The organism is Kibdelosporangium persicum, from assembly GCF_013280595.1.
GTDB lineage: Bacteria > Actinomycetota > Actinomycetes > Mycobacteriales > Pseudonocardiaceae > Kibdelosporangium > Kibdelosporangium persicum.
This window is the reverse complement of record NZ_JAAATY010000022.1, coordinates 99,596-126,120: the sequence shown is the minus strand read 5'-3', so window position 1 is coordinate 126,120 and position 26,525 is coordinate 99,596. Positions and strand designations below refer to the sequence as shown.

The following is a 26,525-nucleotide window of genomic DNA, read 5'->3' as shown; positions in this document are numbered from 1 at the left end:
ACGAGGTGTTCCCGGCAGCTGTGAGGCCGCATACCGCTATGCCAGAGCCTGTCCACAGGGAGAACCAGCCGCGCGGGCGCGCTCGTGATCGGCTGATCCTGGCACGCAAGTGGGCCTATGTGTTGCACAGCAACGTCTTTCTCACGTTCGAGCAGGGCCAGTTGGAACGTGAACTGTCCGCGGTGCTCGACGTGCTGTGCGACGTGGTGCGAGGTGAGCCGCTCGATGTGGGTCCCGCGAGTGAGGCGGGGGCGCGGCTGGTCGAGCTCGGCTGCACGAGCGACCAAGCGTTGCCGTGCACGATGGACACCCTGGGCAAAGGGCTGTTGGCGCTGCCGGAGTTCCAGCCGGTCACCCGGTACGCCGAACCGATCGTGCTCGCCCTGGGCGCGCTGTCCGGCGGTTTCAGCAAGGCCAACCGGCAGGCCACCCTGGACCAGCAGGAGACCATGAAGCTCTCGCTGCTCAAGGCGGTCAGGGACGCCAAGTGGCGGCTCAGGCAGAGCGAGGCCCGGTTCGACGAGGTCGCGATGTCGTCGGCGAGCGGCATCCTGATCACCGACCCGGACGGCAGACTGGTCCGCACGAACGGCGCCATCGCCGACATCCTCGGCTACACCTCCGAGGAACTGGCCGGCCGCACCCTCTTCGACCTCATCCACCCGGATCTCGCCACCATCCTGCGGGACGACTACCGCGATCTGCTCGCGGGCCGGAAGGACCGCGTCAGGCAAGCGCAGCGGTTGATCCGCAAGGACGGCGACGTCGCCCGGATCACCCTCACCGCCTCGGTGCTGCGCAACGAACACGGACCCAGTCATCTCGTGACCGTCATCGAAGACGGCACAGAACTGATGCTGCTGCAAGGAGAACTGAACCGGCAGGCGTTGCACGACGTGCTCACCGGCCTGCCCAACCGCCAGTACTTCAGCACGAACGTCGAGATCGCGCTGCGCCGGGCCGACCCGCGGTACGGCGTCACACTGTTTCACCTGGACCTCGACGCGTTCGCGATGATCTGCAACGGCCTCGGCCGCCGGGTCGGTGACCAGCTGCTCGTCTCGGTGTCCCAGCGGCTGCGCGCGGTCGTCGCGGCGGAGAAGGCCATGGTCGCCCGGTTCGACGGCGACGAGTTCGGCATCCTGGTCGAGAACACCGAGAACACGCCCCGCGTCGCCACCCTCGTCGAGGACATCAACAGCGAACTCGCCGAACCGATCTATGTGGACGGTCACGGCGTCGCGGTGTCCGCGAGCATCGGCGTGGTGCACAAGCCGTCACCCGCGATGGATCCGTCGGAGTTGTTGCGGGCGGCGGACTTCACCCTGCGGCGGGCGAAGGCGGCCGGCCGTGGCCAGTGGGAACTGTTCCACGCCGACCAGGACGAGCGCGACCGCCGGAAGTACACGCTCGCCGCCGCGATGCCGGGCGCGTGGGAGATCGGCGAGATCAGCGTGGTGTACCGGCCGGTGGCGGCGATCGAGGACGGCCGGATCGTGCACGTGGAAGCGCTGTTGCGCTGGGAGCGGCCGGATGTCGGCGTGCTGGGGCACGACCAGTGCGTGGAGCTGGCCGAGCACACCGGGCTGATCCTGCCGTTGGGCGAGTGGCTGCTGCGGACCGCGAGCAGGCAGGCCGGGTGGTGGCGGCAGCGAGCCACCCGGGGTTTCCACCTCGTCGTCGGCCTGACCACGAACCAAGCCGCGGACGCGGACCTGGTCTCGCGAATCCTGCGCACGGTCGGCGCGGCGGACCAGTTGGATGGTCGGGTTCCCGGTCAGCGCGATGCGTTCGCCTGAGGTCGTCGACAACCTGAACACCCTCGCCGACATGGGCATCCGGACGATGCTGGAGGGCTTCGGCACGGCACCGGACGAACTGGCCGCGCTCGAGGACGTCTCGGTCAGCTGTGTCCGCTTCGCCCGCAGGCTCGTTGAGCGCCAGGCACAGTCGGCCACGGACTCGCCACTCACCGCGGCGCTGACCACGCTCGTACCGCTGGTGCACCGCTCCGGCGCGAAGGTCATCGTCGACGGCGTGCACACCGACGAGCAGGCGGACTGGTGGGCCATGGCCGGCGCCGACTTCGCGATCGGCGACAGGTACGGCCCGGCGTGCCCGCCGGGCGACCTAGCCGCCCGTCTCACGTAATCGCCGGACCAGATAACGCCGTTCCGGTGCGGTGGACGCCAAAGCAAGCGCTTGCGCGTACGCCTCGGCGGCCTCGGTGCGGCGGCCGAGCCTGCGCAGGAAATCCGCCCGTGTCGCGTGCATCAGGTGATAGCCGTCGAGCCGATCGGCCAACGCGTCCACCAGCACGAGACCCGCGGCCGGGCCGTCGGCCATCCCGATCGCCACCGCCCGGTTCAGCTCGATCACAGGCGACGGCGTCAACCGCATGAGCGTGCCGTAGAGCCCGGCGATCCTGGGCCAGTCGGTGTCCTCGGCCCGGCGCGCCGTCGCGTGACATGCGGCGATCGCGGCCTGGACCTGATACGGCCCGGGGCGGCCGTGCTTGTCCGCGGCGTCGAGCAGCCGGAGGCCTTCGGCGATGTTCTCCCGGTGCCACAGCGATCGGTCCTGCGCGTCCAGCGTCACCAGGTCACCGTCGGCCGACACGCGGGCGTCCCGCCGCGAGTGTTGCAGCAACATCAACGCCAGCAATCCGATCGCCTCGGGCAGATCGGACCGGGCGATCACCCTCGCCAGCCGGATGGCCTCGTCGGCCAGCTTGCGCCGGCTCGCCGAATAGCCCTCGTTGAACAGCAGGTACAAGACCGTGAGCACGGCCGGCGTGCGGTCGTGCCCCGGAACGTCCTCGGCGTTCCACGCGGTGCGCCGTGCCAGGTCCAGCCGCTCGGTCATGTCCTGCTCGCCGACGAGGAAAGCCCTGGCGATCTCGGCTGCCGACAACCCGGCCAGCGTGTGCAACGTCAGCGCGACCTGCGCTTCGAGGGACAGCGCCGGGTGACAACAGGTGTACATCAGCCGGAGCTGGTCTTCCGGGGACAGCTCTACGTAGGTCACGCGTCCTCCTTCGTCTACCAATACGACGAACGAGGACGCGCGAAACCGACATGCCCCACACGTCAGGTTGCTTCCGGCCCGGCGCACCGAGGAGCCGGGTGTCACGGCTGTCAACGTGATGACAGGGATATGAAATGCCGGCTCGGCAAGATGTGTTCCGGGAGCCCGGTCACCCCAGTCACCGGGCTCCTCCTGAACTCGTCGGCTTCCGTCAATCAGTTGAGACCCATCCGGGAGTCGAACCCGGTACCAATGGTGTTGCAGACCATCACACGACCGTCGTGACATGGGCCAGGCAGCTGCCGGGCGAAGCCCGGCATCGCCAGGTCGGCGACTTCGTTCGCGTTTTCCGCGAACGTGAGTCCCCTGAACCTGTGGGTTGCCGGGGACTCGAACCCCGAACCTGCTGATTAAGAGTCAGCAGCTCTGACCGATTGAGCTAGCAACCCGACGCGACGCAGGAGCATTCTTTCCGTGGACACACCTGCGCCGAGGACGCGGAGGATGCAGGATTCGAACCTGCGCGACGTTTCCGCCGACTACCGTTTTCGAGACGGCTGCCTTTCCGGGCTCGGCCAATCCTCCTTTCCCCGCGCTCCCGGTCCAGGGTTCGAACCTGGATCAACGGATCCAAAATCCGTTGTGCTGCCAGTTGCACCAACCGGGACCACTCGTACCCCTGGCAGGATTCGAACCTGCACTGGACGCGTTCTGAGCGCGCTGCCTCTTCCGTTGGGCTACAGGGGTGTGGTGCGGTCCGGGGGAGTCGAACCCCCACTGGCCAGGATCTCGGCCTGGTGCCTCTCCCAGTTGGGCTAGGACCGCACAGGTGACGCGTACGGGAGTCGAACCCGTGTCTTCGGTGTGAGAGACCAATGTCCGTTCCGCTGGACCAACGCGCCCCGAAACAGAGAACCGCAGCCGATCCGGGAGTCGAACCCGGGTTTCCATGGTGAAAGCATGGCGGCCTGACCGTTGGCCGAATCGGCCTGGCGAGCGGCCTGGAACAAGAAAGCCGCCCTGGTCGGTATTCCGACGGGCGGCTCCCTGGTCATGACCGCTCAGGTCATAGCGGGAGCCGTTCCGGCTTCGATTCGAGCCGGGATGACGGACAGACCAGCTTGCTGATCATGACTTTCCCTCCGCCTGCTCGAATCGGTGTTTGATGGGAAAACTATCGCGCATGCCTGCCGGGAACGTCAATCTCATTTTCCGGCGATCTTGCCTCCCCGGTCTGCCACCACGTAGGGTCCCCTCGACCGCCCGTGCGGGCGCGCCGCCGGTTTTCACGCTTCACATCCGAGGAGACCGGTATGCGCAAGTTCAGGGCGGCCGTGTGCGCGGCCGCCGCCGTGGCGATGATCGGGGCCAGCCAGCCCGCCTCAGCGGCCGAATCGACGGCCGGCATCACGATCGACGGCGCGAACCCGGCCGGACCACTGCCGAAGGACTTCGTCGGCCTGTCGTTCGAGATCCGTGAGCTGGGCATCGGCAACCTGGACATCAGCAAGGGCAACGTGCTCCAGATGTTCAGGACCCTGGGCCGCGACAGCAACATCCGCCTGGCGGGCAACACGCTCGACCGCGACACGCTCTGGGTGCCACGCGGCCAGCAGCCACCGAACCCGTTGCCCGAATGGGTCGCCAACACCCTGACCCCCGAGGACATCGAACGGCTCAACCGGCTGCTCAAGGCCACCGGCTGGCAGGCCGAGGTGGGCATCAACGTCGGCCGCTGGGACCCGGCGCTCGGCCCGGACCAGGCCAAGGAGATGTTCAGGATCCTCGGTGACCGGCTCACCGCGGCCGAGTGCGGCAACGAGCCCGACCAGTGGGCCATGCGCGGGTACAAGCCGACGGGTTACGCGTACGCCGACTACCGCAAGGACTGGGCCGTTTGTGCCGCCGCCGTCGGCAACAACCGCATCGCGGGTCCCGACATCGCTGGTACGTCGTCCTCCTGGGCGGCGAACCTCGCCAAGGACGAGCGCGACAAGCTCTCGATGGTGACCGTGCACCAGTATCCGGCGGGTGCCACGACGACGATCCCGACGTTGCTCTCGCCGGAGTTGCGTACCAAGCAGCTCAAGGAACTGCAGACCAACCTCGCGGCGGCCAAGGCGCAGAACCTGCCGTTCCGTGTCGACGAGGCCAACTCCACGTACAGCGGCGGCATCGACGGCGTCAGCAACAAGTACGCCTCGGCGCTGTGGAGCATGGACTACGCGCTGCAACTGGCCCAGGGCGGCGTTGACGGCATCAACATCCACGGCGGCCTCGGCGTCTGCAACGAGCCGATCTGGAACGGCAAGTTCCAGCGGTACACGCCGTTCTGCGCGGCGACCAAAGAGGACGAGCGGGCCCAGGTCTACAAGGCCATGCCGATCTACTACGGCCTGTGGATGGCCCGCCAGATGGGGCCGGGCCGGTTCCTGCCGTTGAACCTGACCACCGACCGCAACATCACCGCGTACGCCGTGAAGGGCGACGACGGCCGCACCCGCATCGCCGTGGTGCAGAAGGAAGACACCACCGCGGCACCGGTGAAGCTGGACATCAGGGTGGGTGACCGGGTCCGCGGCGCCGAAGTGCTGACCATGACCGGCACGAACCTGGCCGAGGAGGCCACCGCGATCCAAGGCGCCACTGTGGACCGTCGCGGGCACCTCAAGGCACGCCCGGACAACGTCCGCGTCAGCAACGGCTCGCTCAGCCTGAACCTGAAAGCAGGCAGCGCCGTCGTCATCACCCTCCGCTGAAAACCCTCGTGAGTGTTTATCAGGGTTAGAACACGGATAAACACTCACGAGGGGGTGGGCGCTAGGGGAGGGCGTTGAGGAAGGGCTCGTGGTTGTTCTGGAACTCCCAGTTGTAGTAACGGTCCCAGTTGATCGACCACGTCATCAGTCCGCGGAACGCAGGCGAGGCACCGCCCCGCAGGGTGTAGCCGCCGCAGTTCTGGTTACGGGCCAGGCAGTTCACCGCAGCATGCACCTGGGCCGGTGCGGTGTAGCCGTTTCCGGCGCTGACCGCGGCGGGCAGGCCGAACGCGATCTGGTCCTCCCGCAGGCCGGGGAACGTGTGCCCGGTGTTCGCGACCTTGAACCCCGCCTTGATCATGTCGGTCATCGCGATGTGGAAGTCCGCGCCGCCCATGTTGTGGTACTGGTTGTCCAGGCCCATCACCGGACCGGAGTTGTAGTCCTGGACGTGCAGCACGGTCAACGCGTCCCGCATCGCGTGGATCACCGGCAGGTACGAGCCGGTGCGGTTGTCGCCACCGCCCGCGCCGCCGTAGAACTGGTAACCGACCTGCACGAAGAACGTCTCCGGCGCCATCGTCAGCACGAACCGCGAGCCGTACTTGTTCTTCAGCGTCCGCAGTGCCTGGATCAGGTTGACGATCACCGGCGTGGTCGGGTTGCGGAAGTCGGTGTCGCCCGCGTTCAGGTACAGCGAGTGGCCCTCGAAGTCGATGTCCAGCCCGTCCAGGCCGTACTTGTCGATGATCGCGCTGACCGAGCTGACGAACGCGTCCCGCGCGCCGGTCGTGGTCAGCTGGACCTGGCCGTTCGCGCCACCGATCGAGATCAGCACCTTCTTGCCCTTGGCCTGCTTGGCCTTGATCGCGGCGATGAAGTCGGCCTCCGGTTCGACGTTCGGGCATTCGGCGGCGGGACACTGCCGGAACCGGATGTCACCGGACGTGACCGAGGTCGGCTCGCCGAACGCGAGGTTGATGATGTCCCACGTGTCCGGCACGTCGGCCATCCGCACGTAGCCGGAGCCGTTGGCGAAGCTCGCGTGCAGGTAGCCGATCAGCGCGTGCTTCGGCAGGCCGACGGACGTGCAGCCGGTGGTGGTGCCGGAGACCTGGGAAGTCTTGGCCGATTCACCTGCGGAGTTGTACGCCGCCACCGAGTAGCTGTGCGTCGAGCACGCCGCCAACCCCGTGATCGTGGTCGACGTGCCTGTGACGGTCGCGCGGACGGTGTTGCCTTCGTACACGCGGTAGCCCGTCACTGTGCCCGCAGCGGCACCCCACGACAAGGCGATGGAGGAGTTCGTGACCGCGCCGACGCTCGGATTCCCTGGCGTACCAGGAGCTCCCGGTTGCCCGCCGCCCGGGCCGTCCAGGCTGATGTCGTCGGCGTTGTACGTTCCGGCGCCGTACCAGCCGTGCAGGTACAGCTCGGCTGACGTCTGGTTCGCGCCCGTGGTGAAGCTCAGCTTCAGCTCGGCGTAGCCGGTCGCCGCGGTCCAGGTCGACGGGCCGCCGGTGATCCCGAGGTACACGGGGTTGCCGCGGACCCACGCCGAGACGGCGTAGGTCGTGTTGGGCACGACTGAAACCGTCTGCGAGCACTTGCCGATGTCCTGCCCGGTCGCGGTCGACGCGAGCGCGTAACTGCCTGTGCGGACCGGGCTGGCGACGACGGCGCCACTTTGGCATGTCCAGCCTGACGTGGACCCGGCCTCGAAGCCCGGGTTGTTCAGCAGATTGGCCGCACCGGCCGGCGCGGCGCCGGCCACCAGGGCCGTGACGGTCAGAGCGAACGCGGTGAACAGCGCGGACAACCTCCGCGGGCTGGATCGCGACATTGCGGCCTCCATCAGGTGGCGAGGCAGGGTGCCACCGGACTCACATTGTGTGGACCGGATCGGCGAGTTGTCTAGACCAAACCGGCGCCTGGCCCGGTCTCGGGGAGGATCGGTGGATCCGGGCCGTCATGGCACTCGGCGGCTGTGGCTTGAGGGGCGGCAGGGCGAGCTAGGCCGTGTTTCAAATGCCCGATCGCGATAGCCGGGCCGGATGCGGCCCCTGACGCCACCGCGGGACCGCCCAAAGACAACCAGTATTCGCGGCGATCCCGCGGCGACGCCAGGAACCGCCTCGATCTCGACTCTCATCGACCGGGACATTCAAAACACGACCTAGTCGCCGTGTCCATATTGCGGGATATTTCTCCCAAAATGTAGGAGGCGGAGTTATCGTGGTGAATGTGCCGACCTATACCCATGGACACCATGAGGCCGTTCTCCGGTCGCACCGCAACCGGACAGTGGCGAACTCCGCGGCATACCTGGTGCCGCACCTGACTCCTGAGATGTCGCTTTTGGACGTCGGTTGCGGTCCCGGCACGATCACCGCCGGCTTCGCCGGTCTGGTGGCGCAGGTGACGGCGATCGAACCCGTGGCCGAGGCGCTGGCTCTGGCGCAGGACTTCGTGCGGCAGGACAACGTCCGGTTCGAGGTCGCGGACGTGCATGCGTTGCCGTACGACGACAGTACGTTCGATGTAGTGCACGCGCACCAAGTCCTGCAACACCTTCATGACCCGATCGGTGCGCTGCGGGAAATGCGCCGGGTGAGCAAAGGCGTTGTGGCGGCGAGGGATTCCGACTACCGGGCGTTCGCCTGGTATCCCGAGGTACCCGCGCTGGACGACTGGATGGCCCTGTACCGGAAAGTCGCGCGGCGCAACGGCGGTGAGCCCGACGCGGGCCGCCGGTTGTTCTCCTGGGCCCGGCAGGCCGGATTCACCGAAGTGACCGCCAGTGCGTCGGTGTGGTGTTATGCCTCGCCGGAAGAACGCTCGTGGTGGGGCGGAATGTGGGCGGACCGCATCCTGAAGACCGCGATCGCCGACCAAGCCGTGGGCCACGGCTACGCCACGCGCGCCGATCTCGAGCGGATCTCCGAAGGCTGGCGGGAATGGGCGGCCGCCCCTGACGGCTGGTTCAGCCTTCTGCACGGTGAGATTCTCTGCCGGGGTTGATGCGGGCCGGGAACACGGTCCGTCCCGGTCGAGTCACCCACGGTGGCACATCGGGCCGGCGCCGACATCCACATCCACATCCGGCCACGGCCCGAGCCTGCCCCGGACTAGGGTCTGGCTTCGTGACCGAACCCGCGTACCTCGCTGAAATCCGGAATTCGTACGACATCGCCGCCGCCAACTACGCCACGCTGGTGGGCGAGGTGTTCGAGCGGCTGCCCTTCGACCGGGCGATGCTGGCCGCGTTCTCGGAACGTGTGCACGGCAAGATCGCCGACATCGGCTGCGGCACCGGCATCGTGACCGGGCACCTCGCCGGACTGGGACTGGACGTGTTCGGCATCGACCTCTCGCCCGGGATGCTCGAGCAGGCCCGGCGCTCGCATCCCGGGCTCCGGTTCGAGACGGGGTCGATGACCGCGCTGGACGTGCCGGACGGCTCGCTCGGCGGCGTGGTCGCCTGGTACTCGATCATCCACCTGCCGCCCGAGCAGCTGCCGGGCGTGTTCGCCGAGTTCTTCCGGGTGCTGGAGCCCGGCGGGCAGTTGCTGCTGGCGTTCAAGGTGGGTGACGAGCGCAGGCATTTGTCCCACGGGTACGGTCACGACATTTCCCTGGACGTGTACTGGATGCCGCTGGAACGGGTGGCGTCTCTTGCCGAGGAAGCCGGTTTTGTCGAAGTCGCGCGGCTGCACCGGGCGGCGGACACCAACGAAAAGCAACCGCAGGGCTTTTACATGGCCCGCAAACCGTAGGGCTGTCCTCACCGGTGATCGTCCGGCTGGCCTGATGGCCAGGAACAGGCCGGAAGGCCAGCCTGGGCGCATGCGAAAACCGGCGGTTCTCATCGCCGTCGCGGCGCTGTTCACGACGGCGGCCGCGATGGCGGACACGGCACTCGACTGCCGCAACAGGTGAAGGATCGCTACGACATCATCGGATTCGACCCGCGAGGCACCGGCCGCAGCGCTCCGGCCAGCTGCTGGGGAATCGCGCGAGGATGACCACGGTCGGAACCGGCGGGCACGGCGTGTACCTGCAACTGGGCAACGTGTGCGGGGACCAGTTGGGACCACGTTCCTTGTCACAGGTCAGCGACCACCACATGACGTCCACTGCCCCCACTGATCACCAGCCCCCCTCGTGAGTGTTTATCCGTGTTCTAACCCTGATAAACACTCACGAGGGGCTTACTGATCGGGGAGTGGAGATGAAGGCGTCGCTTGGCCCGGTGGCGATGGGCAACTGGGGGCGGGTTCGCCGGTTCGCGGTGCCTGTCTCGATGATCCGGCAGGCGACTGAGCGGCGGGTTGCGGGAGACTGGCGGGGTGCGTGCGCGGCCGCCAACGTCGGCGTCACGTTCGACCTGGACGAGGTGACGGTCAAGTACGGTGCCGAGGTGGCGGGCCAGGTGCTGGAGGACCTGCTTGTGCTGGCGCCTGATCTGGCTCGCTGGCATATGCCGAGGTACGCGTCCGGCCCGGACACCATTGTGGCCGAACGCAATATCGTGCTCGCGAGTTATCCGGACGGGCCGGAGCTGTACCTTCAGACGCCTTCGTCGGCGCGGGCGCCGCAGCGGTTGCGGCTCGCGGTCGGTTCTGTGGAGAACGTCGCGCACCTGCAGAGCTGGGTCACCAGCCGGTACCTCTGGGACGCGACTCAGGCGCACGAGCTGCGGATGCGGTGCGGCGGTGGAACAGACCGGGCGCCGTTCTTCACCGCGGACGGCGAGCTCGCCGAATTGCCGACGGCCGATCCGGGTACAGGTGATCCCGCGGCGCGTACGGAATGGCTGACGGTCCTGCAGGAACGCGGCGACCTTGAGGAGGCGTTCGCGGAGGCGGGTTTCGAGGTGCGTACGCGGCCGACGTTCTCGGACGGCAGGCCGAACTGGACCTATGACGTTCTCAGGACGTGGCCCTTCGTGTGGTCCAGGTTCGCCGATGAAACACGCGGGCTCGCGGAGCGAACCGGGCACAGCCAGTTCAGGCACCCCATGACCTACTACTCCAGCATGTCGGTGGACCTCCGTGCGGACGTGCCCGTCTTCGCGGTGAACGTTCATGCGGCATCCGCTTGGCAGCCGCTGCTGCCGCACGTGATCGCTCACCTGCTGCCTGACCTGGACCTGCTGCGGACCGGCCGGATGACGCCCGGCGAGCTGCATCCGTTGGTCCGCACCTCCTTGTTCCCGGCGATGCCGGAGCCGGAGCCTGTGCCTCGGTACACGGTGCCGCTGGTCAGAGTGCGGTGCCAGGGTGTGTGGCATCTGATCGCGCCACGTGACGGCGTTCTCAGCGGTCCGCACACCGAGCAGGAGCACCGGCGTGAGCAGGCGCTGCAAGCGCTGGGCGGGACCGCGTCCGGGTGTTTCCGTGCCCGCACGGCGTGGGCGGAGGGCAAGCAACTGCCGAAGCACCTACACATGCTGCGCAAGGAGATTTTCGGCCGTGCCCGGCATGGTGACACCGCGGGCGTGATCGAGTTGCTGGACGCGGGAATCGACCCACGAGTCCGCGACAGTGGGAAACGCACACTGCTGCACTACGTCCACCTGCTTGACCACGAGCTGTTGCTGTCGCGCCTGCTCGACGTTGGTCTTGACCTGGATGCCTACGACCACGAGCACCGCACGCCGTTGTTCGTGGCCATCTACGAGTACGGATCAGCCGACGTGGTCAGGGCTCTCGTCGACGCCGGCGCCCGGATCGACGTGGTGAACCGCGCCAACCTCGGTCTCCGGCGCCTGATCACCCTCATGTGCCGATACGACCTGGACTTCCTCATGACGGAGTTGGTCTCGCGGTATCCGCGGGTCGGTAGGGAACGATGAACCGATGAGCACCACTGGGTTTGACGCCGCCGACGAGCTGACCGGGATGCTCCGGGCGACACGGACCGAAGCCGGTGTCAGCGGCCAGCTCCAGGCCCTGGCGTTGGCCGTCTCGGCGAACCTGCCCGTGTTGCTGTGGGGTGAGCCGGGCATCGGCAAGTCCGCGGGCATGCGGCAGCTCGCGGACGGCCTCGGTGTGTCGCTGGAAACGGTGATCGCCAGTGTGCACGAGCCGTCCGACTTCGCCGGACTGCCTGTGGTCGGCGCTGACCCGGCGCACGAAGGCGTCACGATGGCGCCGCCGGACTGGGCCGTGCGGCTGGTCAAGGCAGGCAAAGGCCTGGTGTTCTTCGACGAGCTTTCCTCGGCGCCGCCTGCCGTTCAGGCAGCGTTGCTCAGAGTGGTGCTGGAGCGCCAGGTCGGCAGTCTGCGGCTGCCGGAGACGGTCCGCGTCGTCGCGGCGGCCAATCCGCCGTCCAGCGCGGCGGACGGGTGGCACCTGAGCCCGCCACTGGCCAACCGTTTCGTGCACCTGGACTGGACGTTCGACGCTCGCGTCGTCGCGCGCGGCATGGCGGGCACGTGGCCCGCGCTGTCAGTCCCTGTCGTCGAGCGGAGCAGGACGGCCAACGCCGTCGCGAAAGCACGTGGCACGGTCTCCGGTTTCCTGACCGCACGACCGGGTCTCGTGCACCACCTTCCGTCGGATGCCGAGGCACGTGGGCGGGCATGGCCGTCGCCCAGGACATGGGAGATGGCGCTCAGACTCCTTGCTGTGGGCTACGCCTGCGGCGCCGAGCGTGAACCGCTGGCGACCGCGTTGGTCGGCGCGGTCGGCCAGGCGGCCGGCATGGAGTTCCTGGCGTACATGGAAGAACTCGACCTGCCCGATCCGGACCACGTGCTGGCCGACCCGGCCAGGTTCGCCTTGCCGGATCGTGGCGACCGGCAGTTGGCGTTCCTGACCGCGGTCGTGGCGGCCGTGCAGGGCAGGCTCACGCAACAGCGGTGGGAGGCGGGCTGGACGGTCCTGGCCAAGGCGGTCGACGCGGGTGTGCCGGACGTGGCGGCGAGGGCGGCCACCGATCTGGCCGTGATGCGTAAGCCGGAATGGCCGGTGCCCAGCGGGATCGAGGCGTTCCTTGACCTGCTCGACATGTCCGGTGCGCTGTAATGGAACTCGACCGCACCAAACTGCTGGCAGCGCGGTACCGGGCGGCGAGTGACCGCCCGTATCTGGCCACGGCGATGTACGCACTGTCCATTGTGGTCAGTGAAAACGTGCCGACCATGGGTGTGGACAAGAACTGGCGGTGTTACGTCTCGCCTGCCTTCGTGGCGCGCACGCCGGTCGAGCAACTGGCCGGGGTGTGGATGCACGAGGTCGCCCACCTGTTGCGTGATCACCACGGACGAGCGAGCCGGGTGCCGACCCGCGACCACCACCGGGTCAACGTCGCCCAGGACTGCGAGATCAACGACGACCTGATCACCGACGGCGTCCCCTTGCCGGCGTTCCGGGTCGTCCCCGGCGACTTCGGCCGGTCGGCCGGCCGGCTCTTCGAGGAGTACCTGCCGCACATCCCGCCGACGAAGGGGGACCACGACTGCGGTTCCGGTGCGCACGGACACGCCGCGCCGTGGGAGACCCAGGAAGGTCCTGCCGTCAGCCCCGTCGAGGCGGATGCGATCCGGCGGCAGACGGCCGAGGCCATGCGGGCGCACCACAAGGCCGGCGGCACCCTCCCGAGAGGCTGGCAGCGATGGGCCGGCCAGCTGCTGGAACCGGTGGTCGACTGGCGGGTCGTGCTCGCCGGGGCGGTGCGCGAAGCGGTCGTGTGGGCCAGCGGCGCGATGGACTACACGTATCGGCGTCCGTCACGCAGAGCAAAGGCGATGCCCGGTGTGGTGCTGCCGAGCCTGCGCCGTCCGTTGCCCAGAGTCGCGATCGTCATCGACACGTCCGGATCCATGGGCGAGGCCGAGTTGGCCACGGCGTTGTCCGAGGTCACGGGCGTCCTGCGGGAGGTGGGCATCCGGGGTGACCGAGTCACGGTGCTCGCTTGTGACGCCGACGTGCACACCGTCGCACGCGTGACCAGAACCGCCGACATCGAACTGGCTGGCGGTGGCGGCACCGACATGCGGGTGGGCATCCAGGCCGCGCTGACCGCGCCGGACCGGCCACAGGTGGTCATCGTGCTCACCGACGGCCACACACCGTGGCCGGAGGAGACCCCTTCGTGTCGCGTGATCGCCGGGCTCGTCGGCGACACTCCGCCCGAGCCACCTGCGTGGATCGAGGCCGTGCGTATCCGCCCTAGTTTGCCGGATTCGTCCGCCGGGTAAATGGCCCTTGTGTCCGGCTTCCTCGACTGGATCGACGACCGGCTCGGCGACGGGCTGGAGAAGGTGCTGTGCTCGCACCACGCTCGCCGGTTGCGGCGGCTCGGGTGGGCCGACGTGATGGACACCGCCAAGGGAGGCGGTTTTTCCGAGCACGCGCCGATCCGTGCGGGTTGCCGGGCGGACGTGCTTGTGGACGGTGAGCAGGCGTTGCCCGCCATGGTCGAGGCGATCACCGGCGCACGGTCGCACGTGCATCTCGCGGGCTGGCATTCCAGCCCGGACTTCCGGCCGACCCGTGGACCGGACTCGCGGACCCTGCGGGAGATCCTGTCGTCCGTGACCGGGCACGCGGACGTCCGTGCGCTGCTGTGGGCGGGGCCGCCGGTCCCCGCGTTCGAGCCGACCAGGAAGAGAGCGCGGCTCGCCCGCGAGGAGTTCATGCGGGACACCAAGATCCAGTGTGTTCTTGACTCACGTGAGCGGACCTTGCACTGCCATCACGAGAAGTTGCTGATCGTCGACGACGAGGTCGCGTTTGTCGGCGGGATGGACTTCACCGCGATGGAGGGCGACCGGCACGACAGCCCGAAACACCCGGCGGACCGGCCGATCGGCTGGCACGACCTGACGATGCGGGTCGAGGGACCGGTGGTCGCCGACGTCGCCGAACACTTCCGGCAGCGCTGGATGGAAGTGGCCGGGGAGACGTTGCCGGAGCCGCGCGTGCCGGACCCGGCAGGCGACTCGACGGTCCAGTTCGTCCGCACGATCCCGGAGAAGACCTACGATTTCAAGCCGCGCGGCGACTTCAGCCTGCTCGACGCGTACCTGCGTGCGTTGCGGTCGGCGAAACGCCTGGTGTACTTGGAGAACCAGTTCCTGTGGTCGCCGGAGATCACCGAGGTGCTGATCGACAAGCTGCGTGACCCGCCCGACGACCGGTTCCGAGTGGTCCTGCTGCTGCCCCGCAAACCCAGCAACGGCGCGGACACCACCCGCGGCCAGCTCAGCAGGTTGCTCGACGCCGACGACGGCGGCCACCGCCTCCTGGCGGTCACGCTGACCTCGCACGACGGCGACAACTCGGTGCCCGTGTACGTGCACGCCAAGCTGGGCATCGTCGACGACACCTGGATGACCGTCGGTTCAGCGAACCTCAACGAGCATTCGCTCTTCAACGACACCGAGGCCAACCTCGTCACCGACGACGAGAAACTCATCCGGCAGACCAGACTGCGACTGTGGGCGGAACACCTGGAACTGCCGGAGGAAGAGGTGGGCGGCGATCCCGCGGACGTGGTCGACCACCTGTGGCGCCAGTACGCCGAGCAGCACGATTCCCATCGGCTGACCATGCTGCCCGGCGTCTCACGGCGTTCCGAACGGCTCGAAGGGCCGCTGCGCGGATTGCTGGTCGACGGTTAACCGGCCGCGACCTGCATGCCGCGCAGTTCGTACCCGGCGATGTCCTCCTTGAACGTGATCCGCGGCGGCTGGACCATCCGGATGCCGTCCAACGAGAACATCCTGTGCAGGAAGATGTCCGCCTCCATGATCGCGATGTGCGAGCCGGGGCACTTGTGCGGACCGTCCCCGAAGGACAGACCGGTCGGGCTGCCGCCGTGGGCCATGGACCTGCCCGGGCGCAGCGCCAACGGCTCCTCGCCGACCACTTCGGTGTCCAGGTTGGCGTGGTCGATCTGGATCCGGACGACCGAACCGGACGGCACGGTCACCGAATCGACCTGGATGTCCTTGGTGGTCCGTCGTTTCAGGTGACCGAGGACCGGTTCGAGCCGCAGTACCTCGTGCAGGATCGACAGCCGCTCAGGCTCGTCGGCGGCCACGTACGTGGCCCGCACTTCGTCATTGGTGAACATGTGCCACGCGGCCATCACGATGAACTCACGGGTGGTGACCATTCCCGCCGCCGCGAACGTCAGGCATTCGCCCAGGATCTCGGCGGCCGAGCAGCCTTCGTCGATCAGGTGCGAGATCAGATCGTCCCGCCGCTGCGCCCGCCGGGCCCGCACGGCCGGCCGGACGTCCGCGAAGTAGATCTGGGACCAGCCCCTGAGCTGCCGCCACACCCAGTAGAGGCCGTGCAGGCTGGTGAAACCCGGCGTGCCGAACTTCTCCGGGAAGAAGTAGTCCAGCCGTTGCTTGATCCCCGGTTTGCTGTTGGTCAGGCCGATCACCGCGGACGTGACGTCCACGGCCACCTGGAAGCTCATGTCGGCCAAGTGGACCGCGCCGCCCTTGCGCAGCAACGCGATCTGTTCGTCGGCGACTCGCTCCATCACCGTGCGGTACGCTTCGTCCACCCGTCTGGGCGTGAAGAACCTGGCTGTCTGCTTACGGTGTTCCCGGTGCTCAGGACCGTCCCGGTAGAGCACGGGCCGGCGGATCTTCTCAGGGAACCCTTCCACGGTCTCGATGCCGAGACCTGCCTGGACTGTGTCGTGGTCGCGTAAGAACGCGCGACCGGCCACGTATCCGTTGATCTGCCAGGTCCCGTCCGGATTGTGCTGAACGGGACAGCCGGCCGGTGCCGGGCCTCGATCGACTTTGCGCCCGTCGGCAGCCATGTCTTCTCCCTCTCCTGCAACGACCCGTCAACCATCGTCGGCACCCTCGTGAGTGTTTGTCAGTGTTCTAACACTGACAAACACTCACGAGGGAATGAGATCACACCCCGGCGGCGGACAGGGCCTTGTCGGCGAAGTCGCACGCGACCGGCGCGCGAGGCCCCAGATCCCGGAACGTCGCCAGGTCCTGCCTGCTCGCCCACGTGGTCATGCCCACCGCGGGCAACGGGGCACCCGGCTGGATGTCCAGCAGTACCGCGTAACAGACCTCGTTCTCCTGACCCGAGCCGAGATCCCACTGCGCGTGCCCGACCGTCGCCAGTGGACGGCCGGTCAGCCCGCCGGTCTCCTCGGCGAGGATGCGGCGCACGCTGGTCAGCACGTCCTCGGTCGGCTGCCGACGGCCACTGATGATGTCCAGGCCGCCGCCGAACACGCCGGTGCCGTTGGGCATGGCGCGGAACCACACCTTTCCCTGTGCCACCACCGCGAGGCTGATGATCGCCTGCTGGCCGGGCGCGAACTGCGGCAGCAACAGCTGGTAGCCGTTGGCCGCGGTGACGACCTGGTCCTGCGGCTGCGGCTGGTACCCCGGCGGCATCGCGGCAGGAGGCGGCGGCTGCTGCGGAGGAAGCGGCGGCTGCGGTGGATAGCCCGGAGGCTGTGGCGGCGCGTATCCCTGCGAGGGGTACCCGGGTGGCGGCGGTGCGTACCCTGGCGGTCCGTATCCCTGGGGCCCGGGTCCTGGCGGGGGATAGCCGCCGGGCGGGCCGTAGAACTGGTTCGGCGGCCCCTGCCGCTTGTTCTTGGTGGACACCACGATCACGACCACGACGGCGACCAGGATCAGCGGGGCCAGGACGGTGACCATCAATGCGTTCACCGCCTGATCATGCCGTGTCCGGCCGAAACGGCGTCCGCCGGTCTGCCCTTCTGGGCATGTCGCGGCCCACCGGGGATGCCCTAGCGTCCGCCTGGAGCGTCGAAGGGGCACGTGATGGACAGGCGAATCGGGCAGCAGCCTGAGGATCGGACACCGGCCACATCCGCCTTACCCAGGAGCGTTGCCGGCCTGCAGGGCGCGGGCAACGCGGCGATGTCCCGGCTGCTGTCGGTACAGCGCGACGTGGTGAGCGACGTCGAGGACCGCATGTCCTACGGGGTCACGGATTGGGCGGTCACCGACACCGAGGCCGTGGAGTCGTTGAACGACCTGGCGACTCTTCCCGGGCCCGCGCTGACCGCCGCGTTGGGCAGGCTTTCGCAGACCGCCAAGACCCGCCTGCTGGACAACCTGCCGTCCAGTGCCCGGCAGACGTCCGCGTTCACCAAGGTGCTCGTGGCCATGGGGCCTGACGCCGTCCAGCCGTACGTGGACAGCCTGCTCAGCTACGGTGTTTTCGACTGGGCGATCACCGATGAGGACGCGGCCGGAGTGTTCCGCATCCTCGTCGCGTTGCAACCGGCCCAGCAGACCACGCTCGCGCAGAAACTCGGCAGCACCAGCCGTTCCCGTCTGGCCGAGAACCTCGCCCGCTCGTCGGCGATCGGTGAGGCCGAGCACGGCGCGCTGCGCGTGTTGTTCGACGCCACACCGGATGCCGAAGTCGAGACGCTGAAGCTGTGGATGAGACTGCGGTTCCGGATCGAGTTCGGGACCCAGACCTCCGGCGGCGAGGTCGCCGAGGAATGGGACGGAGCCAGCCTGCGCCGGATGTACAACGTGTTGCAGTCGTTGCCGCCTGGCGCGGTCGAAGGCAACCCCGAACTGCTGCGGATCGACCGCTACCAGGACACCGGACCCGCGGGCGGGTACTACGGCAGCGACCGCCGAATCGCCATGGGCTACGGCGATCTGCGGGCCCGTGACGGCGTTGTCGACGCGACGGCGAACCCTTACGGCGGCGGCATGAGCGTCGTTCCGGCGCCGCTACAGGGCCAGAACCTCTTCGACGGCGTGGTCCGGCACGAGGTCGGCCATGCCGTCGACCGCAGGCTCGGCCTGTCGGACTCGTACTGCATCGGCAACGCCGCGGGCGGCAACTGGCAGGCTCACGGTGACGGTGGTTCGCTGGCCGCGACGCTGGTCTCGGGCAGTGCGGGTGCCATCAACGGCCTGCCGCCGGAACAGAAGACCGCGATCACCGACGCGCTGCAGGACGTCATCAACGACCGCGTCCCTGATCAGATCCAGACGCGCCTCGAAGCGCTGCCGTTCTGGTCGGCCCTCGACGCGGCCACGAAAACAGCGGTTCTCGCCGACGACGCGGTCCGTGCGCTGCAGGTCTGCTTCGCCGACAAGAGCCCCGGTAACCCGTGGTACCGCCCGGCGGACGACGGTGGTGTCGCGATCGGTGGCCGGGTCTACCAGGAGGCGTACGCATCCCAGTGGTGGAGCTACGACCCGGCGACGCGGACCAGGAAGGTGTCGTCGTACCAGTTCCGCGCACCGGGTGAATGGATCGCCGAGGCGTACAACGCGTACTACGCTCCACCGACCAAGGGAGCGATCCTGGCCGCGGCCGACCCGGCGACCAAGGCGTGGTTCGACGTGCACGTCGACCAGGCGACCGGTGGGGAGGGCGCGGCCGGGCCAGGACCCGCGTTGCCGGACGGCAGCACCGGACCCGGCTTCCCCTGACAGTGTGTCTACTGAGGATACTCACGGTCGCGCTGCTGCTCGTGGCGTGCGGTCCAGAAGGAACGGGAATGGTGAACGAGGCAGAGCTGCGAACGGCGTTGCACCGCGAGCTCCGGCTGGACAAGGACCGGATGCGCGTGGACATCGGGCCGGAAGTCCCCGGCTTGCTGGTGTTCCACGCGTACGACCCGCAGGACCCGCGCAGCGGCGCCACCGGGGTCTTCGACGGGAGGCTGCACTTCTCGTTCGAGGAGAACGTGGCCCTTGTCCTGCGAGCCCTCGGCTACGGTGCGCGTGAGGTCGACCCGATGCTGGTCGCCGGGGCGATCGGCAAACTCGAAGGCAACCCGGGAACGCCGTTCCTCACCGGCTTCGCCATCGAGCAGTCCGGCAATCCCGCGGTGATGACGCTGCCGAGACTGGTGTCCGTCGACGGCCAGCAGGTCGTCGAGTACTGGAACATGACTTCGCGCAGGCCCTTCTGGCGTTCCCGGATCCTGCGCGAACCGGACGGCACCTTCGAGGTACGTCAGGAACTGCCCGGCGGGAGGTAGCCATGTCCGTTTTCCGTCCACAGTCGATAGTCTGCACCGCCTGCGGCACAGCGAATGTCGAGACGGTCGCGATGAGCCTGCACGGCTCGCGGGTGCCGCAGATCGTGGCGGCGATCGTCGCGGGCACGTTCCAGTGCTTCACCTGCGCGGGCTGCGGCCTGGAGTATCGCGCGGACGGGCCGCTGATCTACGTCGACTTCGACCGCAAACGCTGGATCGGCGAGTTCCCGCGCACGATGGAACCCGGCTGGGCCAACCTGGAACAGCAGCCGATGGACGTGTTCCGGCAGTCGCTGATCGACCTCGCGCCCGCCTTCCTGCGTGCCGAGGCCGACGGGTTCACGGTCCGGGCGGTCTTCGGCCTCGACGCGCTGGCCGAAAAGATCCGCCTGCTCGACGCCGGCATCGACGACCGCGCGGTCGAGGTCGCCAAACTGGCCATCGTGCAGCAGACCGGTGCGGTCATGTCGCCTGGACGCCGTCCTCGCGTGGTGGAGGCTTCCGCGGAGTCGGTGACCTTCGTGTTGTGGTCGACGGACGGCGAGCAGTTCTGCGTGTCGATGCCCACCACGGAGATCGTCTCGCTGGCGGCCGAGGACGCCTGGCGGTCGCTGTTGCGGGAGATGCGGGTCGGGCCGTACGTCGACCTCGGCCGGATCATGATGGACGGCCGGGCTGAGGTGGCCGTGCCCGCTGGGTGATCGCCGCCGGTCGGTCACGTTCGCTTCCAGCTGAGCAAACGGTTCAGGTGCGGGTCGTTCCCGGCGGTCGACACGTCGGCGTGACCGATGAAGATCGTTCCGCTGGTGCCGTCGATGGTGATCGGCGTGCCTTCGGGGATGGTTCGCGTGCCGATGGTGATCGCGCCGTCAGCGACGGAGAGGGCGGTGACGCCCACGACGGCCGGTTTGCCCATCGACCGTGCGACAACGGCGGCGTGGCTGGCCGGTCCACCTCGTGCGGTCACGATTCCCTTGGCGGCAGCAAGGCCGTGCATGTCGACGGGGGACGTCTCAGGCCGGACGAGGATGACCGGACCCTCGGCGCGGGCGGCTTTGTCCGAAGTGGTCACCACTGCGCCCGCGGCCACCCCGGGACACGCGCCGATCCCACGGCCGAGGACGTTCGCCCCGACGACCCGAGGCGTCCGGGCGTTCCGGATGTCTGTCGTGGACACTCTGTCCACCGCCTCGTCACGACTGATCATTCCTTCGTCCGCGAGGTCGACCGCGAGACGAACCGCCGCGCTCCCGACGAACCTGCCGGGCCGTACTTGCAGGAACCACAGCTCTCCGGCTTCGAACGTGAACTCCACGTAGCAGGCGTCACGGTAGTGCTGTTCGATCCTCGTCAGTGCCTTACGAAGTCCGTCCCACACCTGAGGTTCTCTGGACAGTTCGGTCAGCGGCAACGTGGGCTCGGCCCCGGACACGACGGCGTCCCCCTGCTGTCCGAACAGGACATCTCCGTAGGGAACTGGAGCGCCGGTGTTGGGATTGCGGCTGAACGCTACGCCTGCGCCGCTGTGGTCGTCGCGGTCGCCGTGCACCATCGACTGCACGATCACGGCTGTGCCGAGGTCGTCAGGGATGTCGTGGAGTGCGCGATAAGTCCTGGCGCGTGGTGTGTTCCACGACTCGAACACCGCGGTGACGGCCTGTTCCAACCCGTCGCGCACGTTCAGGACCGTGTTCATCATGCCGGGCATGGAAATCTTGCCGCCGGATCGCACGGAAACAGGGCCGCTGAGGTCCATGCGAGCGAGCTCGGCCGTCAGATCGTCAGGAAACCGTCCGGTGTGAAGGAATTCACGGCATGCCTCCGTCGTGATGACAAACGCAGGTGGCACGGGCAGGCCGAGACGCATCAGTGTCACGAGGCCAAAAGCCTTGCCACCAATGAGATCCGCTGGTTCGTCGAGGTCCGCGGTGAGCTTGTGGATCCACTTCATCGCGGTAACCTGGGCCCGTGTCGAACTCTTCGCATCAGACCACGTCCGATCTTTTGGTGTTGCACACTCTTCGCTGCATCGGCGTGGCGGACCTCGGCCGGATCGCCGACGCCGCCGGGCTCACACCGTCCGCTGTGGAATCCGAGCTCATCGACCTCGCGGTGGACGGGCTCGTCACCCGTGAGCCGGGCGGGTTCGGCGGCTGGAGCGTCACCGACGCCGGCCGTGCGGCGGACTCCGAGCGTGTCGCCGAGGAACTGGAGACCTCGGGCGCCCGGGAGAGGGTGACCAGGGCGTACGAAGACTTCCTCGTCCTCAACCCGGAACTGCTCGACCTGTGCACCGCATGGCAGATGCGTTCGGTCGACGGCGTCGCGACGCTGAACGACCACGCCGACTCGGCGTACGACGCCCGCGTGCTCCGCCTGTTCAACGAGTTCCACCAGCGAGCCGAGGCTGTCTGCGCGGTCCTGACGTCGGCGATCTCGCGGTTCGAGCGCCACCCGATCCGCCTCCGCTCGGCTCTGGCCAGGGCGAACGCGGGCGAGCCGGACTACCTCAGCGAACGGATGGACTCGTACCACTCCGTCTGGTTCCACCTGCACGAAGACCTGCTCACCACCCTCGGCCAGTCTAGATGGTCATAACATCCAGATGATGACGCCATCGTAGCCGACGCTGTGGTTACATGGGGTGTTTCTTCGAGATCCTGGGGGATCGATGCGGATTCTGGGTGTGCTCACGGGTGCCTTGCTGGTCACCGCGACGCTGGCGGCCCCGGCCACAGCGGCCGGAACCGTCACGGTCGGCACGCGGGACGAGCTGATCGCGGCCTTGGCCAACGCGACAGCCGGTGACACTGTGTTCGTCGCCGGTACGGCGTCCATCGACCTGACGGGCCACAAGGGCATCGTGATCCCGGCCGGGGTGACGCTGGCCAGCGACCGCGGCACGAGCGGCGCACCAGGCGCGCTGCTGTACAACACCGAGCTGGACCTTGGCCAAGGCAACGAGTCGTGGGCACAGTTCCGCGTGACCGGCAGCGGCACCCGGGTCACCGGCCTGCGGCTGCGCGGCCCCGACTCGGAGATCAGGGACAACGCGTACCAGTACGACAATTCGCGGGGTATCGAAGCGGTCAGTGCGTCCGATCTGACCGTGGACAACAACGAGTTGTCCGCCTGGTCGCACGGCGCCGTCGTCATCCGCGACACCATCGAGGCGCGGTACAGCCGTAACAACGTCCACCACAACCGGCGCACCGGCTTGGGGTACGGCATCGTGCTGGTGGGCCACTCCAGCGCGGTCATCGAGTACAACACCTTCACGCAGAACCGCCACGCCATCGCGGGCAACGGGATTCGAACCCAGCGTTACGAGGCCAGATACAACCTCGTGGTGGACAACGCTCGCAGCCACGGCTTCGACATGCACGGCGAGGACGAGGCCCTGGGCAACGGCGCGCCGTACGCCGGTGACGTCATCCACATCAAGCACAACACCTTCCGGTCCAAAGTGGAGACCGCGGTCAAGGTTCGTGGCCGGCCTGCCACCGGCGCCTACGTGTCCGGCAACTGCTTCGCGCACACGTCCGCGAGTACCGCGATCCAGCAGACCTTGTTCACCGGCAACATGAACATCGGGCCGAACACGTACAACACCACGACCACCAACTGTCACACGTCGCCGAAACCGGTGGCGTGGCAGCTTTCCGACGGCGGAACGGCGGCGCCGGCCCCGCTCGCGCCGTACACCTTCGACGTCTCCGAGATCGGGCTGGGCGACTTCGACGGCGACGGCCGGACGGACGTCCTGCGCGCCACCGGAGCCCGCTGGTACTACTCGCCGGGCGGCACCGGCCGTTGGGTTCCCGCGGCGCAGTCCGGCACGACCCGGCACAACCTGCGGTTCGGTGACTTCGACGGTGACGGCCGGACGGACACGTTCACCGTGCAGGGAGAGCAGTGGATGTTCTCCTCGGGCGCGGTGACCTCATGGCAGCCGATGGCCACTTCGGCCGTGCCGTTGGCCGACCTGCGGTTCGGCGACTTCGACGGCGACGGCCGGACGGACGTGTTCAAGGTGGACAACGGAAAGTGGTACTTCTCCGCGGCCGGCCGGGCATCGTGGGCACCGCTGGCCGGAGCGAGCCTGCCGGTGGAATCGCTGGGCTTCGGTGACTTCGACGGCGACAGGAAGACCGACGTGTTCGCCATGGTCGACAGTCGCTGGCGTTATTCGGCAGGCGGCGTCAGCCCATGGCAACCGCTTGCGCTCTCCGGCACGCCGGCCTCGGCGCTGAAGTTCGGCGACCTTGACGGCGACGGCCGGACCGACGTGTTCCGTGCGGACAGCAGCGGCTGGTACTTCTCGTCCGGCGGCGCCAAGTCGTGGGCGCAGCTGCGGACTGGGTCGTGCCCGCAGAACAGCCTCGCCCTCGCCGATTTCACCGGTGACGGCAAGGCCGACGTGTTCACCGGCCGCTGCGGCGGCTGATGCCGTGTCAAGGGAAAAGGACACAGAACGGCACCCGATTAACGCGGTGGTATTAGCGGCGTCATGTCGGATATACTCTCCGTAATGATCCTCTTCTCCGGGTGTACGGTATGACGCTGTACTTCGAACTGTCCGAGGCGATCAAGAAGCGTTCCGTCGACCAGGTCGAACAATGGGCTGTCGACGTGCTCGGCGCGGTGGCGTCGGGGCGCCGCCCGATCAGGGCGGTAAAACACCCACTGGGTTTTCTCTGCCTGCCCGTGCATCGGCAAGGTGATGAGGGTGTGTGCATTCACGTATGGGGGCCGCGGTGGCACACATCGCTGACAACGTTACCGACGCATTGTCACAGCTGGGAACTGTTGAGTTGTGTGCTCACCGGGGAGTTGCACAACGAGGTCATCCGGGTGATCGACGACACCGAGGCGCCGACGCACCAGGTTTTCGAAGTGCACAGCAGCGCGGACGGTGACCGGTTGCGGGCGACCGGGCGGCTGGTCCGCTATGAGACGGCAACCGTCGACGTTTACGGTTCCGGCGATTGTTACCAGTTGCCGGCTGGTGTTTTCCACCAGACGGTCGTGCCGGACCGCGACGAACTGGTCGTCACGGTCGCGCTCGGACTGACCAACCCGGAAGCCGTCGACCGTTCGCTGGCCGCCCTGGACGTCGCCGATCACCAGGTCCGGCGGGAAACCTGCGGCGATGAGGAGACCATAGCCGCCGCTGAGGAGGCGAGCAGAGCCATCGCCGATCACGCCATGACCGGCAACGGCTAGGCCGTGTTTCAAATGCCCGATCGCGATAGCCGGGCCGGATGCGGCCCCTGACGCCACCGCGGGACCGCCCAAAGACAACCAGTATTCGCGGCGATCCCGCGGCGACGCCAGGAACCGCCCCACCGAGCCGATTCCGGCCTCCGGCCGGGGCAGACTCTCATCGACCGGGACATTCGAAACACGACCTAACCTAGCTCATCACCACCAGGACGCCGACGGAAGCGACGAGTGCGGTCACCGCGAGGATCGCTCCGGTCCACATGAACCGCCCCATCGGCACCTTCACGCCGGAAGCGTGACACCGTTCGTACCACAGCAACGTCGCCAATGACGCCCACGGCGTGATCACCGGCCCGACGTTCGTGCTGACCAACAGCGCCAGCAACTGGGTGTGGTTGTCCACCGGGATCACGGACTCACCCGCGACGTACGCGGGCAGGTTGTTCACCACGTTCGACAGCCCGGCGCCCGCTGCCGCGGCGCGGGCGGCACCGAGTGCGTTGTCGTCGGTTCCCATCAGGCCGTGCAGCAGCGCGTCCAGGCCGTGCAGGCTGATCGTGTCGATCACCAGGAACAGCCCGATCACGAAGACCAGCAGCCGCCACGGGATGAGCGCCCAGCGCAGCTCCGACTTCCTGCGCACGAGAAACGCGATCAGCAGCGCGCCCGCCGAGATCGACGACGCCACCCCGATCGGCACGCCGACCAGAATCCCGACCACAAAAACCAGGCAGACCACCGCGGCCACGGTGAACAACGGCTTGTCCGCGGGCTCCCGCCTGCGCGGCAGCTCATAGCGGAGCTGCCCGCCGCGCCGGCCTCGCCGCCAGTACCAGATCCACAGGCATGCCGCCGTGACGACGATCGCGGCCAGTTGCGGCGCCCACATCTTGGCGGCGAACTCCGACGGCGACAGCGCGACCCGGTCGGCCGCCAACAGGTTCGTCAGGTTGGAGACCGGCAGCAACAGGCTGGCCGTGTTCGACAACCACACCGTGGTCATCGCCAGCGGCAGCGGCGATATGCCCAATGTGGACGCCAGCGCGAGGATGACCGGCGTCAGCAGCACCGCCGTGGTGTCCAGGTTCAGCGTGATCGTGGTGACCGACGCCAGCGTCACGCACAGCAGGAACAGCAGGACGTACCGGCCGCGGCCGATGATCGACAGCCGGATGGCGACGACGTCGAACACCTCGGCCGCCGCGGTCAGCTCGGCCAGGATGATCACGGAGCCGAGGAACAGCAACAACGGCACGAGCCGGACGACCGTGGCCCGCGCGTCGGCCACCGGCAACGCGCCGAAGGCGACACACAGACAGCCGACGAGCAGCAGTCCGATCGCTATCCAGTCGAGAGCATGCAGGCGAGGCAAACGCCACCGGGAGCGCGTCATCGAGGAGGGCGGCTCCCCGGATGGTTCCGCGGCCTCGTCCTCGTTGATCTGGGCAGCTGACCGCCTTCCTGGCGTTGGCATAGCCGTCATCGTCCCACAGCCACCCTCGGCTGTGAGCGCGTCTTGGTCAG

General features: G+C 67.8%; 20 protein-coding genes, 8 tRNA genes and 1 pseudogene. 15 read left to right on the top strand and 14 right to left on the bottom strand.

Annotation, left to right across the window (positions count from 1 at the left end; translation table 11 throughout):
- Positions 1–38 precede the first annotated feature (38 nt).
- Positions 39–1,799, top strand: a complete 1,761-nt coding sequence (locus tag GC106_RS48985; protein ID WP_281368674.1) for a putative bifunctional diguanylate cyclase/phosphodiesterase — start codon at positions 39–41, stop codon at positions 1,797–1,799.
- On the top strand, positions 1,786–2,151 hold the full coding sequence (locus tag GC106_RS48980; RefSeq protein ID WP_281368673.1) for an EAL domain-containing protein: 366 nt from the start codon (positions 1,786–1,788) through the stop codon (positions 2,149–2,151). Before GC106_RS48985 ends, GC106_RS48980 begins: the two co-directional genes overlap by 14 nt.
- Here GC106_RS48980 and GC106_RS32000 read toward each other — a convergent pair.
- The 9 genes and pseudogenes from GC106_RS32000 to GC106_RS31960 form a co-directional block, all read right to left on the bottom strand.
- Positions 2,131–3,003: pseudogene (locus tag GC106_RS32000) on the bottom strand (RNA polymerase sigma factor); the annotation flags it as partial. The gene GC106_RS48980 and the pseudogene GC106_RS32000 overlap by 21 nt on opposite strands.
- A 246-nt stretch (positions 3,004–3,249) precedes the next feature.
- Positions 3,250–3,320: transfer RNA gene (locus GC106_RS31995), tRNA-Cys, on the bottom strand.
- Between the two features lie 82 nt (positions 3,321–3,402).
- Positions 3,403–3,476 (bottom strand) — tRNA-Lys (locus tag GC106_RS31990).
- A gap of 49 nt (positions 3,477–3,525) precedes the next feature.
- Positions 3,526–3,612 (bottom strand) — tRNA-Ser (locus tag GC106_RS31985).
- Positions 3,613–3,622: 10 nt separating this feature from the next.
- Positions 3,623–3,694: transfer RNA gene (locus tag GC106_RS31980), tRNA-Gln, on the bottom strand.
- 7 nt (positions 3,695–3,701) lie between these two features.
- Positions 3,702–3,774, bottom strand: a tRNA-Leu gene (locus GC106_RS31975).
- Position 3,775: 1 nt separating this feature from the next.
- Positions 3,776–3,852, bottom strand: a tRNA-Leu gene (locus GC106_RS31970).
- 5 nt (positions 3,853–3,857) lie between these two features.
- A tRNA-Glu gene (locus GC106_RS31965) sits at positions 3,858–3,929 on the bottom strand.
- A gap of 16 nt (positions 3,930–3,945) precedes the next feature.
- Positions 3,946–4,017: transfer RNA gene (locus GC106_RS31960), tRNA-Glu, on the bottom strand.
- 323 nt (positions 4,018–4,340) lie between these two features.
- Here GC106_RS31960 and GC106_RS31955 point away from each other — a divergent pair.
- Entirely contained in the window at positions 4,341–5,786 is a 1,446-nt protein-coding gene (locus tag GC106_RS31955) for a hypothetical protein (RefSeq protein WP_173138343.1), read from the top strand.
- Between the two features lie 61 nt (positions 5,787–5,847).
- Here GC106_RS31955 and GC106_RS31950 read toward each other — a convergent pair whose 3' ends face one another.
- Positions 5,848–7,629: a chitinase gene (locus GC106_RS31950; protein ID WP_173138342.1), complete on the bottom strand. Its 1,782-nt coding sequence runs from the start codon at positions 7,627–7,629 to the stop codon at positions 5,848–5,850.
- A gap of 401 nt (positions 7,630–8,030) precedes the next feature.
- On the opposite strand from GC106_RS31950, the gene GC106_RS31945 reads away from it, so the two are divergent.
- The 6 genes from GC106_RS31945 (at position 8,031) to GC106_RS31920 (ending at position 15,417) form a co-directional block, all read left to right on the top strand.
- A complete protein-coding gene (locus GC106_RS31945; RefSeq protein WP_173138341.1) occupies positions 8,031–8,807 on the top strand; it encodes a class I SAM-dependent methyltransferase in 777 nt (258 codons plus the stop codon).
- Between the two features lie 122 nt (positions 8,808–8,929).
- Positions 8,930–9,562: a class I SAM-dependent DNA methyltransferase gene (locus tag GC106_RS31940; RefSeq protein ID WP_173138340.1), complete on the top strand. Its 633-nt coding sequence runs from the start codon at positions 8,930–8,932 to the stop codon at positions 9,560–9,562.
- 455 nt (positions 9,563–10,017) lie between these two features.
- Entirely contained in the window at positions 10,018–11,643 is a 1,626-nt protein-coding gene (locus GC106_RS31935) for an ankyrin repeat domain-containing protein (RefSeq protein ID WP_173138339.1), read from the top strand.
- A 4-nt stretch (positions 11,644–11,647) separates the two neighbouring features.
- Positions 11,648–12,817, top strand: coding sequence for an AAA family ATPase (locus tag GC106_RS31930; RefSeq protein WP_173138337.1), 1,170 nt, complete (start codon positions 11,648–11,650; stop codon positions 12,815–12,817).
- Positions 12,817–13,992 (top strand): vWA domain-containing protein, encoded by a 1,176-nt coding sequence (locus tag GC106_RS31925; protein WP_173138335.1) that lies wholly within the window; start codon positions 12,817–12,819, stop codon positions 13,990–13,992. The genes GC106_RS31930 and GC106_RS31925 overlap by 1 nt, the downstream gene beginning before the upstream one ends.
- Positions 13,993–15,417 (top strand): phospholipase D-like domain-containing protein, encoded by a 1,425-nt coding sequence (locus GC106_RS31920; RefSeq protein WP_173138333.1) that lies wholly within the window; start codon positions 13,993–13,995, stop codon positions 15,415–15,417. It begins immediately after the preceding gene.
- Here GC106_RS31920 and GC106_RS31915 read toward each other — a convergent pair.
- Positions 15,414–16,580, bottom strand: coding sequence for a cytochrome P450 (locus GC106_RS31915; RefSeq protein ID WP_173138331.1), 1,167 nt, complete (start codon positions 16,578–16,580; stop codon positions 15,414–15,416). The genes GC106_RS31920 and GC106_RS31915 overlap by 4 nt on opposite strands.
- 100 nt (positions 16,581–16,680) lie before the next feature.
- The gene (locus GC106_RS47135) at positions 16,681–17,463 is read right to left on the bottom strand and encodes an NUDIX hydrolase (RefSeq protein ID WP_217281243.1); all 783 of its coding nucleotides are present in this window, start codon (positions 17,461–17,463) and stop codon (positions 16,681–16,683) included.
- Between the two features lie 114 nt (positions 17,464–17,577).
- On the opposite strand from GC106_RS47135, the gene GC106_RS31905 reads away from it, so the two are divergent.
- The 3 genes from GC106_RS31905 to GC106_RS31895 all read left to right on the top strand — a co-directional run bounded on the left by GC106_RS31905 (position 17,578) and on the right by GC106_RS31895 (position 20,476).
- Positions 17,578–19,221 carry a hypothetical protein gene (locus GC106_RS31905; RefSeq protein ID WP_173138329.1) on the top strand — a complete coding sequence of 548 codons (1,644 nt, stop codon included), beginning with the start codon at positions 17,578–17,580 and terminating at the stop codon, positions 19,219–19,221.
- Between the two features lie 68 nt (positions 19,222–19,289).
- A complete protein-coding gene (locus GC106_RS31900) occupies positions 19,290–19,775 on the top strand; it encodes a hypothetical protein (RefSeq protein WP_173138327.1) in 486 nt (161 codons plus the stop codon).
- 2 nt (positions 19,776–19,777) lie between these two features.
- On the top strand, positions 19,778–20,476 hold the full coding sequence (locus GC106_RS31895; protein ID WP_173138325.1) for a CpXC domain-containing protein: 699 nt from the start codon (positions 19,778–19,780) through the stop codon (positions 20,474–20,476).
- A gap of 14 nt (positions 20,477–20,490) precedes the next feature.
- Here the strand turns inward: GC106_RS31895 and GC106_RS31890 are convergent, their stop codons facing one another.
- Positions 20,491–21,726: a PEP/pyruvate-binding domain-containing protein gene (locus GC106_RS31890; protein WP_173138323.1), complete on the bottom strand. Its 1,236-nt coding sequence runs from the start codon at positions 21,724–21,726 to the stop codon at positions 20,491–20,493.
- Between the two features lie 17 nt (positions 21,727–21,743).
- Here GC106_RS31890 and GC106_RS31885 point away from each other — a divergent pair, with 17 nt between their 5' ends.
- The 3 genes from GC106_RS31885 to GC106_RS31875 all read left to right on the top strand — a co-directional run bounded on the left by GC106_RS31885 (position 21,744) and on the right by GC106_RS31875 (position 25,001).
- The gene (locus GC106_RS31885; protein WP_173138321.1) at positions 21,744–22,373 is read left to right on the top strand and encodes a helix-turn-helix domain-containing protein; all 630 of its coding nucleotides are present in this window, start codon (positions 21,744–21,746) and stop codon (positions 22,371–22,373) included.
- Positions 22,374–22,446: 73 nt separating this feature from the next.
- Positions 22,447–24,222, top strand: a complete 1,776-nt coding sequence (locus tag GC106_RS31880; RefSeq protein WP_173138319.1) for an FG-GAP-like repeat-containing protein — start codon at positions 22,447–22,449, stop codon at positions 24,220–24,222.
- A gap of 110 nt (positions 24,223–24,332) precedes the next feature.
- Positions 24,333–25,001 carry a hypothetical protein gene (locus tag GC106_RS31875; RefSeq protein ID WP_173138317.1) on the top strand — a complete coding sequence of 223 codons (669 nt, stop codon included), beginning with the start codon at positions 24,333–24,335 and terminating at the stop codon, positions 24,999–25,001.
- A gap of 190 nt (positions 25,002–25,191) precedes the next feature.
- Here the strand turns inward: GC106_RS31875 and GC106_RS31870 are convergent, their stop codons facing one another.
- A complete protein-coding gene (locus GC106_RS31870) occupies positions 25,192–26,394 on the bottom strand; it encodes an ArsB/NhaD family transporter (RefSeq protein WP_173138315.1) in 1,203 nt (400 codons plus the stop codon).
- Positions 26,395–26,525 lie beyond the last annotated feature (131 nt).

Coding starts and splice junctions, on each gene's coding strand:
- GC106_RS31880 (WP_173138319.1), top strand. CDS start 22,447: ATGCGGATTCTGGGTGTGCTCACGGGTGCCTTGCTGGTCACCGCGACG.
- GC106_RS48985 (WP_281368674.1), top strand. CDS start 39: ATGCCAGAGCCTGTCCACAGGGAGAACCAGCCGCGCGGGCGCGCTCGT.
- GC106_RS31955 (WP_173138343.1), top strand. CDS start 4,341: ATGCGCAAGTTCAGGGCGGCCGTGTGCGCGGCCGCCGCCGTGGCGATG.
- GC106_RS31930 (WP_173138337.1), top strand. CDS start 11,648: ATGAGCACCACTGGGTTTGACGCCGCCGACGAGCTGACCGGGATGCTC.
- GC106_RS31920 (WP_173138333.1), top strand. CDS start 13,993: ATGGCCCTTGTGTCCGGCTTCCTCGACTGGATCGACGACCGGCTCGGC.
- GC106_RS31935 (WP_173138339.1), top strand. CDS start 10,018: ATGAAGGCGTCGCTTGGCCCGGTGGCGATGGGCAACTGGGGGCGGGTT.
- GC106_RS31950 (WP_173138342.1), bottom strand. CDS start 7,629: ATGTCGCGATCCAGCCCGCGGAGGTTGTCCGCGCTGTTCACCGCGTTC.
- GC106_RS31900 (WP_173138327.1), top strand. CDS start 19,290: ATGGTGAACGAGGCAGAGCTGCGAACGGCGTTGCACCGCGAGCTCCGG.
- GC106_RS31875 (WP_173138317.1), top strand. CDS start 24,333: ATGACGCTGTACTTCGAACTGTCCGAGGCGATCAAGAAGCGTTCCGTC.
- GC106_RS48980 (WP_281368673.1), top strand. CDS start 1,786: ATGCGTTCGCCTGAGGTCGTCGACAACCTGAACACCCTCGCCGACATG.
- GC106_RS31905 (WP_173138329.1), top strand. CDS start 17,578: ATGGACAGGCGAATCGGGCAGCAGCCTGAGGATCGGACACCGGCCACA.
- GC106_RS31895 (WP_173138325.1), top strand. CDS start 19,778: ATGTCCGTTTTCCGTCCACAGTCGATAGTCTGCACCGCCTGCGGCACA.
- GC106_RS31915 (WP_173138331.1), bottom strand. CDS start 16,580: ATGGCTGCCGACGGGCGCAAAGTCGATCGAGGCCCGGCACCGGCCGGC.
- GC106_RS31925 (WP_173138335.1), top strand. CDS start 12,817: ATGGAACTCGACCGCACCAAACTGCTGGCAGCGCGGTACCGGGCGGCG.
- GC106_RS31870 (WP_173138315.1), bottom strand. CDS start 26,394: ATGACGCGCTCCCGGTGGCGTTTGCCTCGCCTGCATGCTCTCGACTGG.
- GC106_RS31890 (WP_173138323.1), bottom strand. CDS start 21,726: ATGAAGTGGATCCACAAGCTCACCGCGGACCTCGACGAACCAGCGGAT.